The organism is Variovorax sp. NFACC27 (assembly GCF_048301545.1).
Taxonomy (GTDB): Bacteria; Pseudomonadota; Gammaproteobacteria; order Burkholderiales; family Burkholderiaceae_C; genus Variovorax; species Variovorax gossypii.
On record NZ_CP157613.1, the window covers coordinates 7,011,076 to 7,029,119 of the forward strand.

Genomic DNA, 18,044 nt, shown 5'->3' on the forward strand with positions numbered 1-18,044 from the left:
CTAGGCCTCGCCGCCCTCCAGCAGCTTGCGCATCGGCGCCGGCAGACCCAGCCGGCTCCATTCTTCCGCTCCGACCCAGCGTGCGCCCTCGCCCTGCGGCTGGCCGCCGTCGACCTGTATCGGATGCAGGTGCAGGTCCTTGTGGGTCAGCACGTGCACGAAGGCCGGTAGGTCTTGCACACCACGTCGCGCCGCCGCAGGCAGGGCGGCAAGAAGCTCTTCACGGCTGTCGAACACCGGCAGGCAGTAGAGCCCGGCCCAGATGCCCTTCGACGGCCGCTTCTCCAGCCACACACGGCCTTGCGCGTCGCGCGCCAGCAGCACCCAGAGCGACTGCGCGCTGCGCTTGAGCTTGCGCGTCTTGACCGGGTAGCGCTCCGGCGTACCTTCACGCAGGGCCGCGCAGCTCTTCTGCACCGGGCAGATCATGCAGCTCGGCTTGCGCGGCAGGCACACCGTGGCGCCCATGTCCATCACGCCCTGCGTGTAGGACGCGATGGCCTCCTTTTCCTTCGCGGGCGGCAGCAGTTGCGTCGCTAGGTCCCACAAAGCGCGCTCCTGCGCCGCGGAAGACATGTCGCCCGCGAAGCCGAGCACGCGCGTCAGCACGCGCTTCACGTTGCCGTCGAGGATCGCGACGCGCTCGCCGAAGCAGAAGGCTGCGATGGCGGCCGAGGTCGATCGGCCGATGCCCGGCAGGGTGACGAGTTCAGCCGCGGTACGCGGAAACTCGCCGCCGAATCGCGCGACGACTTCCTGCGCGCAGCGGTGCATGTTGCGCGCCCGGCTGTAGTAGCCCAGCCCGCTCCAGAGCCCGAACACCTCGTCCTCGGTGCCGGCGGCCAGCGCCTTCACGTCGGGAAAGCGTTCGAGAAAGCGCGCGAAGTAGCCCAGCACGGTCGACACCTGCGTCTGCTGCAGCATCACTTCCGACAGCCACACGCGGTATGGGTCGCGCGTGTTCTGCCACGGCAGCTGGCTGCGCCCGTGGCTGCGCTGCCAGCTCACGATCTGGGCTGCGAAATCCGGGGGCAATGACAGGGTTGCAGTCGCCGCCTTGGAGGCGGAATCTTCAGGCCGCACGCAGTTCGCCGATGGTGGCCGCGGGCTGCGGCCTTCCGTGCTGCGCGATCAGCGAAGTGAACTCGCGCAGCTGCACATGAAGCTCGGAGAGGTTACTTTCCTGCGCGGCGAGTTCGACCAGTCGCTCATCGAGGTTGCCCGCCGCGCTCTGGATGCGCTCGATCGCCTCGATGCGCTTGCTGAAGTTGCGACGGCGCTCCTTGAGTTGCGCATCGATCTGCGCGCTCGCACCCTTGCTCCAGCGCTCGACCTCGGTCATGGCGGCCTCGTTGACCAGCCGCAGCCGGCTGGCGAGCGCGCGGACCAGCTTGTCGCAGAAGTCGGCCTGAGCGAGCTTCAGCAGGTTGCCCACGCCCAGGTAGTGGATATGGCTGCGCTCGATCTGCGCCAGCTCCTGCTCGAAGCCCGTGAGGTCGGGCTCGGCCGGCGCCTGCAGGGTGAAGCCCTGCTCGGCGTTGAGCTGGCGGAAGGTGGCATGCAGCATCGACTGGATCTCTGCCGTGGTCGCCTGCACCTCGCGCAGGTTGTTGCGCAGCGAGTCGAATGTCTCGGCGTACACCTTGCGCACGTTGAACTTGACGCCGGGGCGCTTGAGCGCGGCCGAAAGCTTCACCATGTCGGCTTTCAGCGCGGTGCGGCCGAGCACGGCATACACCTCGCGCAGCAGCTTGCCCTGCACCGAGCGCAGCGCCAGGATGCGCGTGTTGCTGCCCTCGAACTCGGCATGCTCCTGGTCGATGCGCGCGCGCATGTGGCGGATCACCGAGACGTTCTTGCCGCGCAGCCCCTGCAGCTCGAGCGCCTGCTCGGCCAGGTCGCGCTGGCGCACTTTCAGAATGCGCTCGGCCTCGGCGCGCAGCGCGGTCATGCCCGCATCCACCGCGAGCCGCAGCATGGTCTCGCGCTTGCCGAGCACGCCTTCGGCGAGCAGCGATTCGAGCGCCGGCAGGCGGCTGGCCTGCAGCAGCTGGCCGTCGTGCTGGATCTTGGCCTGCAGGCCCTTCTGCGCGGACACGGGCAGCACCTGCGCCAGCGGCACTTCGAGCAGGCGGGCCGCGCCTTCGCGCTGGCGCTCGATCTGCTGCTCGATCTGCGCGGGCGTGCTGAGCGTGTCCCACATGGTGTCGATCTTGTTGAGCACCACGAAGCGCGTGTCGTTGCCTTCGTCCTCGGTGATCAGGTGCTCGCGCCAGATGGAAAGGTCGGAGCGCGTCACGCCGGTTTCGGCGCCCAGGATGAAGACCACCGCGTGCGCCTGCGGGATCAGGCTCACGGTGAGTTCGGGTTCGGCGCCGATCGCGTTCAGGCCCGGCGTATCGAGGATCACCAGCCCCTGCTCCAGCAGCGGGTGCGGCATGTTCAGCACCGCGTGGCGCCAGCGCGGAATTTCCACGCGGCCTTCGGCGTCCTGCACCGGGTTGTCATCGGGCGTGTCGTCGTTCCAGAAGCCCAGCGTGCGGGCCTCGTCCTTGCTCACCCAGCGCACCTCGGCCACCTTGCCCATCGCCTGCGCCAGCTGTTCGGCGTTGCCGACGTCGATGGCGATCTCGGTCCAGCGCGTGGGCTTGTCGCGCCAATGGGCCAGCGAATGAGGCTCCAGCCGGGTCTCGATGGGCAGCAGGCGCAGCTTGGGCGCATGCGCGGCGTCGTAGCCCAGCTCGGTCGGGCACATCGTGGTGCGGCCGGCGCTCGCGGGCATGATGCGCCGCCCGTAGCCGGCGAAGAAGATGGCGTTGATCAGCTCCGACTTGCCGCGCGAGAACTCGGCCACGAAGGCGACCATGACCTTGCTCGTGCGAATCTGCGTCTCGAGCCCGCGCAGGCGCTCAGCCACTGCCTGGTCGAGCAGCTCGTTCTCGGTCAGCCAGCGGGACAGCCACTGCAGCCGGTGGGCGAAATTGCTTCGCCACGCACCGTGCTGATCGAGTTGTTGGTTGAAGGAGCGGCTCAAGGGGAATATGTAAGAAACAATTTACAAATATACATCGGCGGGCGTGCTGCCACCGTTTCTAGATTGTTTCTATTTTGCTGTTTCCATCTTGCGAGCCTGCGCCTACTTCTGGCAGTTGGGGCAGTAATAGGTGGAGCGCTGCCCCTGGCGCAGCAGCCGGATCGGCGTTGCGCAAACCCGACAGGGCTCGCCGGCCCGGCCGTAGACAGTCGCTTCGAGCTGGAAATAGCCATTCTGTCCGTCCACATTGGAGAAATCGCGCAGCGTGCTGCCGCCCTTCTCCACCGCCCGCGCCAGGATCTCGCGCACCGCCGCATGAAGCTTGGCGGCTCGTGGGCGGCTGATGCGCGCCGCCGACAGCGTCGGCCGGATACCCGCCTGGAACAACGCTTCCGACGCGTAGATGTTGCCCACGCCCACCACCACGTCGCCCGCCAGCAGCACCTGCTTGACGGCGGTCTTGCGCTTCCTGAGGCCGGCATGGAAGGCGTCGAGGTCGAAACCCTCGTCCAGCGGCTCCATGCCAAGGCCGCCCAGCAGCTTTATTGCCCAAGGCGCGGACTCGTCTTCCACGTAAACAACTGCACCGAAGCGGCGCGGGTCGTTGAGCCTGAGAGTGCCGCGGTTGGTAACAAGATCGAAGTGATCGTGCGGGCCAGGCGGCGGCAGCGCTGCATCGAAGCGCAGGCTGCCCGACATGCCCAGGTGCAGCAGAAGGATGCCGCGGTCGAGATCGATCAGAAGGTACTTGCCGCGCCGGCGCACCTCGCGCACCTGCCGTCCGACCAGCGCCTCGGGCAGCACCATCAGCGCCCAGCGCAGGGGCTTGCCGATGCGCACCGCTTCGATGCGCCCGCCTGCGATGCGGTCGGCAAACCCACGGCGGGTGACTTCGACTTCGGGTAGCTCGGGCATGAAAAAGTAAATCTTCGGCAAACGCCAGCGGCAACGAAGCCCCACGCGATGCTCGTACAAAAGGCTGGATTATTATGGTCAGATGAATCTTTCGCCCCGCCGACACCGCCTTGCGGCGGCCGCGTCTCTCGCCTTGCTGGCCTGCGCCGTCCAGGCGCAATCCCCCGATCCCGCAGCCCCCACCAGCCCCGCTCCCGTCATCGAACGGCCGGCTCCGTCGAAGCCTGTGGTCAGGCCGCGACCGGCCGCGGCCAAAGCGGCCGCCGAACCCGCGCCGCTGCAGTCAGCGCTGACGGCCGACCTGTTCTACGAGATCCTGATGGGCGAGATGACGGCCCGTTCGGGCGATCCCGGTTCCGGCTACGCACTGGTGCTCGACGCCGCACGGCGGCTGCGCGACGGCAAGCTGTTCCAGCGCGCGGTCGAGATCGCCCTGCAGTCGCGCTCCGGCGACGCGGCGCTTGCCGCGGCACGCGCCTGGCAGGAAACCTTGCCGAACTCGCGCGACGCACGCCGCATCGAGTTGCAGATCCTGATCGCGCTGAACCGCATCAGCGAAACCGTCGAGCCGCTGCGCGCCGAGGTGGCCGCCACCTCGCAGATCGAGCGTCCGCTGCTGATGGCCGTGATCGCGCGCAACTACTCGCGCGCATCCGACAAGAAGCTGGCCGCCTCGGTGGTCGAGCAGGCGCTGGTCGACGAGCTGAAGAGCCCCACCACCGGCGGGCTAGCCTGGGCCACCGTCGGCAGGCTGCGTCTCAACGCGGGCGATGCTTCCGGTGCGCTGGAAGCCGCGCGCAAGGGCCAGGAGATCGACCCGGCCTCCGACGCGCCCGCCGCTCTGGCACTCGAGATGATCGACCCCGGCCAGCCGCTGGCCGAACCGATCGTCACGCGCTTCCTGAACAACAACCCGAAGGCCTCGCCCGACCTGCGCGTCGCCTATGCGCGCGTGCTGGTCGAGAACCGCCGCTACAGCGACGCCTCCGCGCAGCTTCAGGCGCTGACCACTTCGCGCCCCGAGCTCGCGGAACCGTGGCTGCTGCTGGGCAGCCTGCAGATGCAGGCCCGGCAGGACGCGGCGGCCGAGGCTTCGATCAAGCGCTTCATCGAGCTGTCGGCCGGTTCGAAGAGCGGCAACAGCAAGGATGCCGACGATGCGGCCGACCGCAAGCGCGGCGTGTCGCAGGCGTACTTCGCTCTGTCGCAGCTGGCCGAACGGCGCAAGGACTATGCGGCGGCCGAACGCTGGCTCTCGCGCGTCGACGGCGCCGACGAGGTGGTGGCCGCGCAGACCCGCCGCGCGACCCTGCTGGCGCGCCAGGGCAAGCTGCCCCAGGCCCGCGAGATCATCCGCGGCCTGCCCGAGCGCACGGCCGACGACAAGAAGCAGAAGTTCCTTGCCGAAGTGCAGCTGTTGCGCGACGCGAAGCAGTACCAGGCGGCCTACGACATGCTCGCCCAGGCCTCGGCTGCGTCGCCGGACGATGGCGATCTGGTGTACGACCAGGCCATGATCGCCGAGAAGCTCAATCGCCTCGACGACATGGAGCGCCTGCTGCGCCGCCTCATCGAGCTCAAGCCCGACAACCAGAACGCATACAACGCGCTGGGCTACTCGCTGGCCGATCGCAAGATCCGTCTCGAGGAGGCACGCACGCTGATCCAGAAGGCGGTGCAGCTGGCGCCGGAAGACCCCTTCATCGCCGACAGCCTGGGCTGGGTCGAGTTCCGGCTCGGCAACACGGCCGAGGCCATCCGCATCCTCGAGGCGGCCTACAAGACCCGGCCCGATCCCGAGATCGGCGCTCACTTCGGCGAAGTCCTGTGGACCTCCGGCCAGAAGGACCGCGCGGTCACGATCTGGAAGGAAGCCCTGCTGAGCGATGCCGAGAACGAAACGCTGCAGGAAACGCTGAAGCGCCTGCGAGTGAAGCCCTGACATGGCGCAGGCAGGAGCACTCGCGCCGATGCAGGCCGGCCGCCATGGCCGTCGCGCATTTCTGGCGGCGGGCGGTGCGGCGGCACTGTTGGCCGCCGGATGCGCGCAGCTGTCCGGCGGCTCTGCCGTGCCGAAGCCTTCGGAGAGCTGGAGCGGCCGCATGTCGCTGCGCATCGAGAGCGAGCCGGTCCAGACCTTCGCTGCGCTGTTCGAACTGCGCGGGTCTGCCGAGGCCGGCGACCTCACGCTCACGACGCCCATCGGCAGCACCCTCGCCCAGTTGCACTGGGCGCCGGGCGAAGCTCTCTTGAAGGACGGCAGCAAGACACGGCGCTTCGACTCCGTCGACGAACTGATCGAGGCGGCCACCGGCGCGGCCATTCCGGTCGGCGCCCTGTTCGGCTGGCTGGCCGGCCGCAACGAGCCCGTGCCCGGCTGGAAGCCCGATCTTGCGCAACTCGGCTCCGGGCGGCTGAATGCCGTGCGCGAGTCGCCGAGCCCGCGGGCCGACCTGCGCATCGTGTTCGAGCGGTCATGAAGGCGATCTACGACCTTCCAGCGCCGGCCAAGCTCAATCTTTTCCTTCACATCACCGGCCGGCGCGACGACGGCTACCACCTGTTGCAGTCGGTCTTCATGCTGATCGACTGGTGCGACACGCTGCACGTCGAACTGCGGCGCGACGGCCAGCTGAGCCGCGAAGACCTGACGACTGAACTGCCCGCGGACGACCTGATCCTGCGCGCCGCACGCGCCCTGCAGCCGTTCGCGGCGCCCGGGCAGGGCGCGCACATCGGCGTCGCCAAGCATGTGCCGGCACAGGCGGGCATGGGCGGAGGCTCGTCGGATGCCGCCACCTGCCTGCTCGCGCTGAACCGCCTGTGGGGGCTGAACCTGCCGCTGTCGCGGCTGGCCCACATCGGCCTGAAGCTGGGCGCCGACGTGCCCTTCTTCCTCGGTGGCCGCAATGCGTGGGTCGAGGGCATCGGGGAGCAAATCACACCGGTTACACTCCCATCCGCGCGTTTCGCGGTGGTCAAACCACCCGAGGGACTCGATACCCGATTAATTTTTTCGGCTTCAGATCTCCAACGCGCTACGCCTGTTGCTATAATCTCAGGCTTTGCTGCAGACAGCGAATCGTCTGAAGCGACAAACTTGGGAAACCAGGTTTTCGACTTCGGTCACAACGACCTGCAGCCGGTTGCCCAGCGACTTTGCCCCGCGGTCACCGAAGCCATCGAATGGCTCGGCACCCAGGGATTGAAGGCCCGGATGACCGGCTCCGGAAGCTCGGTGTTCGCGAAGCTGCCGCAATCGCCGCAGGAAGCGGAACTGCTCGAAGCCCCCGAAGGCTGGCAGGTTCGTCAATGCAGCAACCTGGAAGTTCATCCGCTCCTTGGATGGGCAACCTGAAGATGATCGGACCGTTCATTCGGTTCGATGCGACATATATCGGTTGGTGGTGAAAACCATCGACCCGTGTAGGGGAGTCGCCAAGCTGGTTAAGGCACTGGATTTTGATTCCAGCATGCAAAGGTTCGAATCCTTTCTCCCCTGCCAAATCTTCACGACTGCGGCCCGACGGCCGCAGTCTTCATTTGCAGCCCACCCGCTGCAATAATCGGCGGCTCACCGGCCGCCACGCATACGAACCTTTTGGCGGCTTCCTAAGCCCACTTGCACTGCCGGGACGCGCTCATGCAGGCTAATCACCCTGATTTCATGGTTTTCACCGGCAACGCCAATCCGGGCCTTGCCGCAGAAATCGCGCACAACCTCGGCACTTCGCTGGGCGCTGCCCGCGTCGGCCGCTTCTCCGACGGAGAAGTCACCGTCGAGATCAACCAGAACGTCCGGGCGCGCGACGTGTTCGTCGTTCAGTCGACCTGCGCGCCGACCAACGAAAACCTGATGGAACTGCTGATCATGGTCGACGCGCTCAAGCGCGCATCGGCCGAACGCATCAGCGCCGTGATCCCCTACTTCGGCTACGCCCGCCAGGACCGCCGTCCGCGCTCCAGCCGCGTGCCGATCTCGGCCAAGGTGGTGGCCAACCTGCTGGAAACCGTCGGCGTCGAGCGCGTGCTCACGATGGACCTGCATGCCGACCAGATCCAGGGCTTCTTCGACATCCCCGTCGACAACATCTACGCCTCGCCGGTCCTGCTGGGCGACCTGCGCGCCAAGAACTACGAAGACCTGATCGTGGTCTCGCCCGACGTGGGCGGCGTGGTCCGCGCCCGCGCGCTGGCCAAGCAGCTGAACTGCGACCTCGCCATCATCGACAAGCGCCGCCCGAAGGCCAACGTCAGCGAAGTCATGAACGTGATCGGCGAGATCGACGGCCGCAACTGCGTGATCATGGACGACATGATCGACACCGCCGGCACGCTGGTCAAAGCAGCCGAAGTGCTGAAGGAACGAGGCGCCAAGAGCGTGTACGCCTACTGCACGCACCCGATCTTCTCGGGCCCGGCCATCGAGCGCATCACGCAGGGCTCGGCCCTCGACGAAGTGGTCGTGACCAACACCATTCCCCTTTCCGACGGCGCCAATGCCTGCGGAAAGATCCGCCAGCTCTCCGTGGCACCGCTGATCGCCGAAACGATCCAGCGCATTGCCAAGGGCGAGTCGGTGATGAGTTTGTTCTCGGATCAGGACAACCTGTTCTGACCGGGGCATGAAGCGGGCCTCCTTTGCTGGAGGCCTTTTTGAACCGGAGTCGCACTGGTCGCGGTGGACTCTCACAGGAGCTAGTTATGAAATTCGTCGCTTTTGAGCGCGCAAAGCAGGGCACGGGTGCGAGCCGCCGTCTCCGCATCTCGGGCAAGACCCCCGGCATCGTCTACGGTGGCGACACCCAGCCGCAACTGATCGAGATCGATCACAACGCGCTGTGGCACGCCCTGAAGAAGGAAGCCTTCCACTCGAGCGTTCTCGAGATGGAACTGGGCGGCAACGTCAGCAAGGTTCTGCTGCGCGACGTGCAATACCACCCCTTCCGCCAGCTGGTTCAGCACATCGACTTCCAGCGCGTGGACGCCAAGACCCGCATGACCCTGAAGGTGCCCGTGCACTTCAAGGGCGAGGAAGAGTCCGAAGCCGTCAAGCTCGACCACAACCTGGTCAACCACGTCACGACCGAACTGGAAGTGAACTGCCTGCCGACCGACCTGCCCGAGTTCATCGAAGTCGACCTGTCGGGCCTGAAGAAGAACGGTACCGTCACGCTGAAGGACATCAAGCTGCCCCGCGGCGTGAAGTGGGTCAGCCACGGCAAGGCAAACCCGGTGCTGGCTTCGGCCGTGACGCCGGCTGCTGAAGAAGAAGCTCCCGCCGAAGGCGCAGCTGCTGCCGACGCAGCCGCCGCTCCGGCTGGCAAGGGTGGCAAGGCCGCGGCCAAGACGCCCGCTGCCAAGGCACCTGCCAAGAAGTAATCCGCTTCTTCGCATTCGTTGCTTCTCGAAGGCCCGCCTCGTGCGGGCCTTCTGCTTTTCCGGCGACCGGATAATCCACGACCATGATTAAGCTGTTTGTCGGCCTCGGAAACCCGGGCCCCGAGTACGAAGCCACGCGGCACAACGCCGGCTTCTGGTGGATCGACGCCCTCGCGCGCGAATGGAAGCTCAATCTCGTGCCCGAGCGCAGCTACCACGGCCTTGCCGCGCGCACGAGCATCGGCGGCCAGAGCATCTGGCTGCTGGAGCCGCAGACCTTCATGAACCTGTCGGGCAAGTCGGTGGCCGCCTTGGCGCGCTTCTTCAAGATCGCGCCCGAGGAAATCCTCGTGGTGCACGACGAACTCGACGTTGTCCCAGGCCAGGTCAAGCTCAAGTTCGGCGGCAGCCATGCCGGCCACAACGGGCTGCGCGACATTCACGCCCAGTTGGGCACCGGCGACTACTGGCGGCTGCGCCTCGGCATCGGGCACCCAGGCGTGAAGTCGGAGGTCGTCAACTGGGTGCTCAAGAAGCCGCTCAAGGAACAACGCGAAGCGATCGAGGACGCCATTACCCGCACCCTGCACGCGATCCCCGCGCTGGTGGCGGGCGAGATGGAGAAGGCGACCCTGGTCATTCACACGAGCAAACCGCCCCGGCCCAAGCCGCCGCGGAGGGAGCCCGGCGAAGGGGGCACAACGCCTGCCGCCACCTAGCCGGCCATTGAAGTGCAGGGAGGGAGAGAAATAAAAAATGATGAGCGAAAAGAAGAAAGAGAAAGAGGAAAGCAGGAAGACGGCTTCGAAGGCCGCAGCTGCTATGTTTTCAATAGCACTCGGCATTTGCTCCGCGGGCGCCTACGCTCAGGGAGCGAGCACCTGGCGATGCGGCAACGCCTATTCCGACCGCCCCTGCGAGGGCGGCAGCACGGTGAAGGTGGACGACCGCCGCAGCGACGAAGACCGCCGCGCCGCCGATGCCGGCACCCGCAACGCGCAAACCCAGGCCGACCGCATGGAGCGCAACCGCCTTTCGCTGGAAAAGGCTGCCCATGACCGCGACCAGCGGGCCGCGCGGGAGGCGAGAAGCGCCGCGCTCGCGGAAAAGCGCCTCGCCATGGCCGAACAGAAAGAGCGGGACCGGGCACGCAAGGAGGCCGGCGAGCCGCGCAAGTCGAGCATGAGCTTCACCAGCGGCCAGAGCGCGAAGGCAGCCGGCGACGCGCCGGAGCGCAGGAAAAAGAAGCGGAAGTCGGCCGACTAGGCGCCGGACGAAGCAGATGATGCCGCAGCCGCGGCAGTCACCTTGATCGCCGTGAGACGCTGGTACTTCTGCATCAGCGTCTCGCGGCTTTCCACGTGCTCGGGATTCACGGGAATGCAGGCCACCGGGCAGATCTGCACGCATTGCGGCTCATCGAAATGGCCTACGCACTCGGTGCACTTGTGCGGATCGATCTCGTAGAACGCCTCGCCCATGTAGATCGCATCGTTCGGGCACTCGGGCTCGCAGACATCGCAGTTGATGCATTCGTCGGTGATCATGAGGGCCATACCCCCGATTATCGCGGCTCCCAACGGGCGGGCCGTCGGTGAATGACAAAGGCCACATTCGGGGCACACTTGTTGCAGGAGTCAGTTATGCTGCGCCCCGCCCCATGAGTCTGTTTCTAGTCAAGCGCTTCGCCACGCTGATCGGCACCCTGATCGGCGCCTCGGTCATCGTCTTCCTCGTGCTCGAGATCCTGCCCGGCAACGCCGCGCAGATGCTCATGGGCCCCGACGCCTCGCCCGAGGCCGTCGCCGCCCTGGCCACCAAGCTCGGCCTCGACCAGCCCGCCTGGACGCGCTACTGGCACTGGATCGGCGGCCTGCTCACCGGCAACCTCGGCGACAGCTACGCCTACAGCTCGCCGGTGCTCGACCTCATCCTCGAACGCCTCGCCTTGACGGTGCCCCTGGCCGTGCTGGCCATGACCTTCACGGTCGTGATCGCACTGCTGGTCGGTGTCACGGCCGCGGCCCGCCACAACAAGCTCGGCGACGTCGGCCTCATGGGCATGGCCCAGGTCGGCATCGCCATCCCGAACTTCTGGTTCGCCATCCTGCTGATCCTGGTGTTCTCGGTGCAGCTGCAGTGGTTCTCCGCCGGCGGCTTCGAGGGCTGGGGCGAAGGCATCTTCGCGGGGATCAAGTCGCTGCTGCTGCCTGCCCTTTCGCTGGCCGTGGTGCAGGCGGCGATCCTCGCTCGCATCACGCGCTCGGCCGTGCTCGAGGTGATGCGCGAGGACTTCGTGCGCACGGCGCGCGCCAAGGGCGTGTCGCAGCGCATGGTGCTTTGGACGCACGTGCTGCGCAACGCGATGATCCCCGTGATCACGGTGATGGGCATGCAGTTCTCCGAGCTGCTGGCCGGCACGATCGTGGTGGAGAACGTCTTCTATCTCCCCGGCCTGGGCCGGCTGATCTTCCAGGCCATCAGCAACCGCGATCTGATCGTGGTGCGCAACTGCGTGATGCTGCTGGCGGCCATGGTGGTCGTCGTGAACTTCGTGGTCGACGTGCTCTATGCCGTGATCGACCCGCGCATCAAGGCCAGCGACATATGAGCACCGCAGCAGTCCCCAACGCGGCCGCGCTCAAGGTGCCGGGCTCCTGGCGCCGCGCACTGCATCACCGCAGCTTCGTGCTGGGCGGAACGCTGACATTGCTCCTGCTGCTCGCTGCCGCCGTCTCGCTGGTGTGGACGCCGTGGTCCCCCTACGAGATGGACATGGCCAACAAGCTGAAGCCGCCGACGGGCGCGCATTGGCTGGGCACCGACACCTACGGGCGCGATGTAGCGTCGCTGCTGCTGGTGGGCGCACGCGCGTCGATCCTCGTGGGCGTGATCGCCGTCGGCATCGGCCTCGTGGTCGGCACCGCACTGGGCCTGCTCGCTGCAGCAAAGCGCGGCTGGGTCGAAGAAGCCATCATGCGGTTCACCGACTTCTCTCTCGCCTTCCCCGCGATCCTCTCGGCCATCATGATGACGGCGGTGTTCGGCGCAGGCATCGTCAACGCGATCATCGCCATCGGCATCTACAACATTCCGACCTTCGCGCGCATCACGCGCGCCTCGGCCAATGCAATCTGGTCGCGCGAGTACGTGGCCGCTGCACGCGCCTGCGGCAAGGGCTCGTTCGCCATCACGATGCAGCACGTGCTACCGAACATCTCGGCCGTGCTGATCGTGCAAATCACCATCCGCTTCGCCATCGCCATCCTCGCCGAAGCCGCCCTCTCCTACCTCGGCCTCGGCACCCAACCGCCGCAGCCTTCGTGGGGCCGCATGCTCAGCGAGGCGCAGACGATGATGTTCCAGGCCCCCCTTCTCGCCGTGTTCCCCGGCATGGCCATCGCGTTCGCAGTGCTCGGCCTGAACCTGCTGGGCGACGGTTTGCGCGACCTGCTCGACCCCCGACTCGCACGGGCGAGGTAAGCAAGATGCCTCTGCTCGAAGTCAAGGATCTCCGCATCGGCCTGCAGACGCAGCGCGGCCCCGCCGAGGCCGTGCGCGGCATCGGCTTCACGCTGGAGCGCGGCGAAACGCTGGGCATCGTCGGCGAATCCGGCTGCGGCAAGTCGATCACCGTGATGTCGCTGATGGGCCTGCTTCCATCGACCGCGAAGGTCGGCGGCAGCATCCGCTTCGACGGCACGGAGCTCGTCGGCCTTCCCGAAAAGCAGATGTGCCAGATCAGGGGCAACCGCATCGGCATGATCTTCCAGGAGCCGATGACGGCGCTGAACCCGGTGCACACCATCGCGCGCCAGGTCGGCGAGCCTCTTCGGCTGCATCGCGGACTCTCGAAGGCCGATGCGCGCAAGGAAGTGCTCGCGCTGCTGGAGCGCGTGGGCATTCCCGACGCGGCTTCGCGCCTCGACGCCTATCCGCACCAGTTCTCCGGCGGTCAGCGCCAACGCATCGGCATCGCGATGGCGCTCGCTTGCGGGCCCGAGCTGCTGATCGCCGACGAGCCCACCACCGCGCTCGACGTGACCATCCAGAAGCAGATCCTCGAGCTGATCAAGAGCCTCGTGGCCGAGCGCGGCATGGCGCTGATCCTGATCTCGCACGACCTCGGCGTGATCGCGCAGACGGTCTCGAAGATGCTCGTGATGTACGGCGGCAGCGTGGTCGAGAGCGGCCCCACCGAGGCCGTGTTCGCACGCCGCGCCCATCCCTACACGCAGGGCCTGTTCGCCGCGCGTCCGGCCATCGGCGCGCCGCGCGGCCTGCGGCTGGCCACCATCAGGGGCAGCGTGCCCGAGCTGGTCGACCTGCCGAAGGGCTGCCCCTTCGCGGGCCGATGCAGCTACACCATCGACGCCTGCAGGACCACGACGCCGCCGGCCACGATGCTGCCGCACGAGCATGCGGTGCGATGCATCCGGCTGGAAGAGATCGCGACCGAGGTCGCCGCCGCACCATGAGCGAGAAGACCAACGTGCCGCCGCTGCTGAAGGTCACCGACCTCGTTCGCCACTACGCGCTGCCGCGCGAGAAACTCTTCGGCCCGCCGCCCACCGTGAAGGCGCTCAACGGCGTGAGCTTCGAAGTGCAGGCAGGCCGGAGCGTGGGCATCGTCGGTGAATCGGGCTCGGGCAAGTCGACCATCGCTCGCCTCGTGATGGCGCTCGACACGCCCACATCCGGCACCGTCTCGCTCGAAGGCCGCGACCTGCACGCGCTGTCGAAGGAAGAGCTGCGCGTGGCGCGGCGCGACTTTCAGATGGTGTTCCAGGACCCTTATGGCTCGCTCGATCCGCGCCAGACCGTTGCGCGCATCGTCGCCGAGCCGCTCGAGGCATTGGCCGCTACCAGCCGCTCGGAGCAGCGCGAACGCGCCTCGGAAAGCCTGGCCGCAGTAGGCCTGCGCACCACCGACCTCGACAAGTACCCGCACGAGTTCTCCGGCGGCCAGCGCCAGCGCATCGCCATCGCGCGCGCGCTCATCACGCGCCCCAAGCTCATCGTGGCCGACGAGCCCGTCAGCGCGCTCGACGTGTCGGTGCAGGCCCAGGTGCTCAACCTCATGCAGGACCTGCAGCAGCAGTTCGGCATCAGCTACCTGCTCATCAGCCACGACCTCGCGGTGGTCAACCATCTATGCGACAACGTGTGCGTGGTGTGGAAGGGGCTGATCGTCGAGCAGGGGCCGCCCGCCGAGCTCTTCCATCACGCGCAGCACGAGTACACGCGCACGCTGCTCGACGCGGTGCCTCGCACGCCCACGGGCGGCACGCTGCTCGCGGCCTGACTGACATCGAAGCGTCGCCCACTCTGCTTAGGATGAGTGGGTCATAAGCATCTGGTTGCGCATGCGTCCGCCGTCGCGGATGATGCCTGCCCCCTGTTTCGAGGACACCGCTCCATGCTCAAACGACGCACCCTGCTCGCCACCGGCGCCGCAGCCCTGACACCGCTGGCCCTGCCGACGCTCGCGCTGGCACAGAAGAGAAAGGATGCGCTGGTCATCGGCCTCACGCTCGAGCCCACGGGCCTGGACCCCACGGCCAAGGCCGGCGCCGAGATCGCAGAGGTGGTGCTCTACACCGTCTTCGAAACCCTCACCAAGATCAACTCCGACGGCAGCGTCACGCCGCTGCTGGCCGAAAGCTGGGAGGTCTCGCCCGACCTCAAGACGCTCACCTTCAAGCTCAGGCGCGGCGTGAAGTTCCAGAACGGCGAGCCCTTCAACGCGCAGAGCGTGAAGTTCTCGTTCGACCGCGCGGCCGCCGCCAACAGCACCAACAAGGACAAGCGCACCTTCACCAACATCGCGACGCAGGTGGTCGACGAGCACACGGTGGTGCTGATCACCAAGGAGATCGAGCCCGACCTGCTGTTCCTGCTCGGGCAGGCCTCGGCCATCATCGTCGAGCCCAAGACGGTGGAGACCAACGCGACCAAGCCGGTCGGCACCGGCCCCTACAGGCTCGACAACTGGGCCAAGGGCTCGAGCATCGTGCTCGCCAAGTGGGACGGCTGGCGCAATGCCGACGCGGTGCAGATCCGCAAGGCCAGCTTCCGCTTCATCTCCGAGCCGGCCGCGCAGACCACCGCGCTGCTCTCGGGCGACGTCGACCTGTTCCCGCACGCATCGGTGTCGCGCAGCCTGCCGCAGTTCCAGAACGACAAGCGCTTCCAGGTGGTGTTCAACGCATCGCGCGGCAAGACCATCCTCGCCATCAACAACCGGCGCAAGCCGCTGGACGACGTGCGCGTGCGCCGCGCGATCTCCGCGGCCATCGACCGCAAGGCCGTGATCGAAGCCGCCGTCGACGGCCGCGGCATTCCCATCGGCAGCCACTACGTGCCGGGCGCGCCGGGGTACGTCGACACCACCGGCATCAACCCATACAACGTCGAGAAGGCGAAGCAGCTGCTGGCCGAGGCCGGCGTGAAGACGCCGCTCGAACTCGAACTGGTGCTGCCGCCCCCGCCCTACGCACGCCAGGGCGGCGAGCTGATCGCCGCGCAGCTCGCCAAGGTGGGCATCGTCGCGAAGATCCAGAACGTCGAATGGGCGCAATGGATCAGCGGCACCTACGGCAACAAGAACTACGACCTCTCGCTGATCCTGCACGTCGAGCCCTTCGACCTGGTGAACTACACCAAGCCGGAGTACTACTGGGGCTACCAGTCGGCGAAGTTCAACGAGGTCTTCGACAAGGCGCGCAACGCCGCGCGCCCCGCCGACCGCCTGCGCTACCTGGGCGACGCGCAGCGGCTGCTGGCGGAGGACGCGGCCAACGTCTTCCTGTTCCAGCCGCAGTTCATCACCGTGGCCGGACGCAACCTGCGCGGGCTGTGGAAGGACACGCCGATCTTCGTGAACGACATCGCATCCCTGTCCTGGGCCTGAACCCGGCGCGCCTTCGCCGCGGCGACTCCAGGGCTCTACGGGAACCTCCCGAGGAAAAACCGGCCCGCGGGCCGCGCACCGGCGCGCCCGCTGCGAGAGAATGACCGGCCGCGCACGTGGCATCTTTCGTGCTGCGTGCCGTGTCTTTCGCGGCGTCGCGCCTCCCTTCGGGGCACGGCGTGCGCCGGAGCAGTCGTCCGCCATTCGAACCTGGCTTGTTTTTCCGGAGATCACACGTATGTTGAACCGTCGCACCCTCCTTACCACCGCCGGCGCCACCGTGGCGCTGGCCAGCCCGCTCGCCGGCATGGCGCAGGGCAGGAAGGACGCCATCGTGATCGGCATGGCGCTCGAGCCGCCGGGGCTCGATCCGACCACCGGTGCCGCGGCCGCCATCGCCGAGGTGGTGCAGTACAACATCCTGGAGACGCTCACCAAGATCAATTCCGACGGCAGCGTCACGCCGCTGCTGGCCGAGAGCTGGGAAATCTCCCCCGACCTGAAGACCTACACCTTCAAGCTGCGCCGCGGCGTGAAGTACCAGAACGGCGAGCCCTTCAACGCGGCCGCGGTCAAGTTCTCGTTCGACCGCGCCGGCAGCGAGAAGAGCACCAACAAGGACAAGCGCACCTTCGCCAACCTGAGCACGCAGGTGGTCGACGACTACACCGTGGTGATCATCAACAAGGAGATCGACCCCGACCTGCCCTTCGTGCTGGGCCAGGCCACGGCGGTGATCGTCGAGCCCAAGAGCGCCGAGGGCAACGCCACCAAGCCGGTCGGCACCGGCCCCTACAAGCTCGACAACTGGGCCAAGGGCTCGTCGATCACGCTGAGCAAGTGGGAAGGCTTCCGCAGCCCCGCCACCGCCAAGATCAACAAGGTCACCTTCCGCTTCATCTCCGACACGGCGGCACAGGCCGCGGCCATGCTCTCGGGCGACATCGACGTGTTCCCGCGCATCGGCACGCGCGTGGTGCAGCAGTTCAGGATGAACCCGCAGTTCCAGGTGATCCTGGCCGGCTCGCGCGCCAAGACCATCCTGTCGATCAACAACAGGAAGAAGCCGCTGGACGACGTGCGCGTGCGCCGCGCCATCCTCGCGGCCATCGACCGCAAGGCGGTCATCGAAGGCGCGGCCGACGGCTTCGGCGTGCCCATCGGCAGCCACTACGTGCCGGGCGCGGCGGGCTTCGTCGACACCACCGGCATCAACCCCTTCGACATCGAGAAGGCCAAGAAGCTGCTGGCCGAAGCAGGCGTGAAGACGCCGCTCGAGCTGAAGATGACGCTGCCCCCGCCGCCGTACGCGCGCCAGGGCGGCGAGGTGATCGTGGCCCAGCTGGCCAAGATCGGCATCGTGGTGAAGGTGCAGAACGTCGAGTGGGCCCAGTGGCTCAGCGGCACCTACGGCAACAAGGACTACGACCTGTCGATCGTGTCGCACGTCGAGCCCTTCGACCTCGGCAACTACGCCAAGGCGGACTACTACTGGGGCTACCAGTCGAAGGCCTTCGACACGCTGTTCGACAAGATCAAGACCACCGCCAACGCCACCGAGCGCAACAAGCTGCTGGGCGACGCGCAGAAGATGCTGGCCACCGACGCGGCCAACGGCTTCCTCTACCAGCCGCAGTTCCCGACGGTCGCGAAGAAGAGCGTCAAGGGCATCTGGAAGGAAAACCCGATCTTCGTGAACGACCTCTCCGCACTCTCGTGGGGGTGATCAAGCTCGCCCCCAGGCTTCGCGCACTTGGTGTCGCTTCGCCAACCCCCTACCGGGGGCAACACCGGTGGCCC

17 protein-coding genes and 1 tRNA gene are annotated in these 18,044 nt (G+C 66.9%); 14 read left to right on the plus strand and 4 right to left on the minus strand.

The genetic code is table 11. The features are described 5' to 3' along the window. The 3 genes from mutY to mutM all read right to left on the minus strand — a co-directional run bounded on the left by mutY (nt 1) and on the right by mutM (nt 3,949). Nucleotides 1-1,035 carry an A/G-specific adenine glycosylase gene (gene mutY / locus ABL840_RS32840; RefSeq protein ID WP_093307998.1) on the minus strand — a complete coding sequence of 345 codons (1,035 nt, stop codon included), beginning with the start codon at nt 1,033-1,035 and terminating at the stop codon, nt 1-3. 37 nt (nt 1,036-1,072) lie between these two features. Continuing rightward, entirely contained in the window at nt 1,073-3,034 is a 1,962-nt protein-coding gene (locus tag ABL840_RS32845) for a dynamin family protein (protein WP_093209705.1), read from the minus strand. A gap of 102 nt (nt 3,035-3,136) precedes the next feature. After that, complete coding sequence (gene mutM, locus ABL840_RS32850) at nt 3,137-3,949, minus strand: bifunctional DNA-formamidopyrimidine glycosylase/DNA-(apurinic or apyrimidinic site) lyase (protein WP_093307999.1); 813 nt, start codon at nt 3,947-3,949, stop codon at nt 3,137-3,139. 82 nt (nt 3,950-4,031) lie between these two features. On the opposite strand from mutM, the gene ABL840_RS32855 reads away from it, so the two are divergent. From ABL840_RS32855 to ABL840_RS32890, 8 genes are all read left to right on the plus strand, one after another. Then, nucleotides 4,032-5,891, plus strand: coding sequence for a tetratricopeptide repeat protein (locus ABL840_RS32855; protein ID WP_093308001.1), 1,860 nt, complete (start codon nt 4,032-4,034; stop codon nt 5,889-5,891). Between the two features lies 1 nt (nt 5,892). Continuing rightward, complete coding sequence (locus ABL840_RS32860; protein WP_093209702.1) at nt 5,893-6,429, plus strand: lipoprotein insertase outer membrane protein LolB; 537 nt, start codon at nt 5,893-5,895, stop codon at nt 6,427-6,429. Next, on the plus strand, nt 6,426-7,307 hold the full coding sequence (ispE, locus tag ABL840_RS32865) for a 4-(cytidine 5'-diphospho)-2-C-methyl-D-erythritol kinase (protein ID WP_093308003.1): 882 nt from the start codon (nt 6,426-6,428) through the stop codon (nt 7,305-7,307). The genes ABL840_RS32860 and ispE overlap by 4 nt, the downstream gene beginning before the upstream one ends. 70 nt (nt 7,308-7,377) lie before the next feature. After that, nucleotides 7,378-7,454, plus strand: a tRNA-Gln gene (locus tag ABL840_RS32870). A gap of 138 nt (nt 7,455-7,592) precedes the next feature. Next, nucleotides 7,593-8,567 (plus strand): ribose-phosphate pyrophosphokinase, encoded by a 975-nt coding sequence (locus ABL840_RS32875; protein ID WP_081269883.1) that lies wholly within the window; start codon nt 7,593-7,595, stop codon nt 8,565-8,567. 86 nt (nt 8,568-8,653) lie between these two features. Beyond that, the gene (locus ABL840_RS32880) at nt 8,654-9,331 is read left to right on the plus strand and encodes a 50S ribosomal protein L25/general stress protein Ctc (protein ID WP_093209698.1); all 678 of its coding nucleotides are present in this window, start codon (nt 8,654-8,656) and stop codon (nt 9,329-9,331) included. 83 nt (nt 9,332-9,414) lie between these two features. Further along, a complete protein-coding gene (gene pth / locus ABL840_RS32885; RefSeq protein WP_093209697.1) occupies nt 9,415-10,050 on the plus strand; it encodes an aminoacyl-tRNA hydrolase in 636 nt (211 codons plus the stop codon). A gap of 40 nt (nt 10,051-10,090) precedes the next feature. Then, nucleotides 10,091-10,597: a hypothetical protein gene (locus ABL840_RS32890; protein WP_093308006.1), complete on the plus strand. Its 507-nt coding sequence runs from the start codon at nt 10,091-10,093 to the stop codon at nt 10,595-10,597. On the opposite strand, the gene ABL840_RS32895 is transcribed toward ABL840_RS32890, so the two are convergent. Next, the gene (locus ABL840_RS32895; protein WP_093308005.1) at nt 10,594-10,887 is read right to left on the minus strand and encodes a YfhL family 4Fe-4S dicluster ferredoxin; all 294 of its coding nucleotides are present in this window, start codon (nt 10,885-10,887) and stop codon (nt 10,594-10,596) included. The two genes, ABL840_RS32890 and ABL840_RS32895, sit on opposite strands and share 4 nt — an antisense overlap. A gap of 104 nt (nt 10,888-10,991) precedes the next feature. On the opposite strand from ABL840_RS32895, the gene ABL840_RS32900 reads away from it, so the two are divergent. The 6 genes from ABL840_RS32900 (at nt 10,992) to ABL840_RS32925 (ending at nt 17,970) form a co-directional block, all read left to right on the plus strand. Further along, nucleotides 10,992-11,942, plus strand: coding sequence for an ABC transporter permease (locus ABL840_RS32900; protein WP_418116092.1), 951 nt, complete (start codon nt 10,992-10,994; stop codon nt 11,940-11,942). Next, nucleotides 11,939-12,814 (plus strand): ABC transporter permease, encoded by an 876-nt coding sequence (locus ABL840_RS32905; protein ID WP_093304188.1) that lies wholly within the window; start codon nt 11,939-11,941, stop codon nt 12,812-12,814. The genes ABL840_RS32900 and ABL840_RS32905 overlap by 4 nt, the downstream gene beginning before the upstream one ends. Nucleotides 12,815-12,819: 5 nt before the next feature. Beyond that, nucleotides 12,820-13,809, plus strand: coding sequence for an ABC transporter ATP-binding protein (locus ABL840_RS32910; RefSeq protein ID WP_093304189.1), 990 nt, complete (start codon nt 12,820-12,822; stop codon nt 13,807-13,809). Further along, on the plus strand, nt 13,806-14,636 hold the full coding sequence (locus ABL840_RS32915; protein ID WP_093304192.1) for an ATP-binding cassette domain-containing protein: 831 nt from the start codon (nt 13,806-13,808) through the stop codon (nt 14,634-14,636). The genes ABL840_RS32910 and ABL840_RS32915 overlap by 4 nt, the downstream gene beginning before the upstream one ends. A gap of 114 nt (nt 14,637-14,750) precedes the next feature. Next, entirely contained in the window at nt 14,751-16,244 is a 1,494-nt protein-coding gene (locus ABL840_RS32920; protein WP_093304194.1) for an ABC transporter substrate-binding protein, read from the plus strand. 238 nt (nt 16,245-16,482) lie between these two features. Further along, nucleotides 16,483-17,970 (plus strand): ABC transporter substrate-binding protein, encoded by a 1,488-nt coding sequence (locus ABL840_RS32925; RefSeq protein ID WP_093304196.1) that lies wholly within the window; start codon nt 16,483-16,485, stop codon nt 17,968-17,970. Nucleotides 17,971-18,044 lie beyond the last annotated feature (74 nt).

Coding starts and splice junctions, on each gene's coding strand:
- ABL840_RS32880 (WP_093209698.1), top strand. CDS start 8,654: ATGAAATTCGTCGCTTTTGAGCGCGCAAAGCAGGGCACGGGTGCGAGC.
- pth (WP_093209697.1), top strand. CDS start 9,415: ATGATTAAGCTGTTTGTCGGCCTCGGAAACCCGGGCCCCGAGTACGAA.
- ispE (WP_093308003.1), top strand. CDS start 6,426: ATGAAGGCGATCTACGACCTTCCAGCGCCGGCCAAGCTCAATCTTTTC.
- ABL840_RS32900 (WP_418116092.1), top strand. CDS start 10,992: ATGAGTCTGTTTCTAGTCAAGCGCTTCGCCACGCTGATCGGCACCCTG.
- ABL840_RS32855 (WP_093308001.1), top strand. CDS start 4,032: ATGAATCTTTCGCCCCGCCGACACCGCCTTGCGGCGGCCGCGTCTCTC.
- ABL840_RS32860 (WP_093209702.1), top strand. CDS start 5,893: ATGGCGCAGGCAGGAGCACTCGCGCCGATGCAGGCCGGCCGCCATGGC.
- mutM (WP_093307999.1), bottom strand. CDS start 3,949: ATGCCCGAGCTACCCGAAGTCGAAGTCACCCGCCGTGGGTTTGCCGAC.
- ABL840_RS32925 (WP_093304196.1), top strand. CDS start 16,483: ATGTTGAACCGTCGCACCCTCCTTACCACCGCCGGCGCCACCGTGGCG.
- ABL840_RS32875 (WP_081269883.1), top strand. CDS start 7,593: ATGCAGGCTAATCACCCTGATTTCATGGTTTTCACCGGCAACGCCAAT.
- ABL840_RS32890 (WP_093308006.1), top strand. CDS start 10,091: ATGAGCGAAAAGAAGAAAGAGAAAGAGGAAAGCAGGAAGACGGCTTCG.
- ABL840_RS32920 (WP_093304194.1), top strand. CDS start 14,751: ATGCTCAAACGACGCACCCTGCTCGCCACCGGCGCCGCAGCCCTGACA.
- ABL840_RS32910 (WP_093304189.1), top strand. CDS start 12,820: ATGCCTCTGCTCGAAGTCAAGGATCTCCGCATCGGCCTGCAGACGCAG.
- ABL840_RS32915 (WP_093304192.1), top strand. CDS start 13,806: ATGAGCGAGAAGACCAACGTGCCGCCGCTGCTGAAGGTCACCGACCTC.
- ABL840_RS32895 (WP_093308005.1), bottom strand. CDS start 10,887: ATGGCCCTCATGATCACCGACGAATGCATCAACTGCGATGTCTGCGAG.
- ABL840_RS32905 (WP_093304188.1), top strand. CDS start 11,939: ATGAGCACCGCAGCAGTCCCCAACGCGGCCGCGCTCAAGGTGCCGGGC.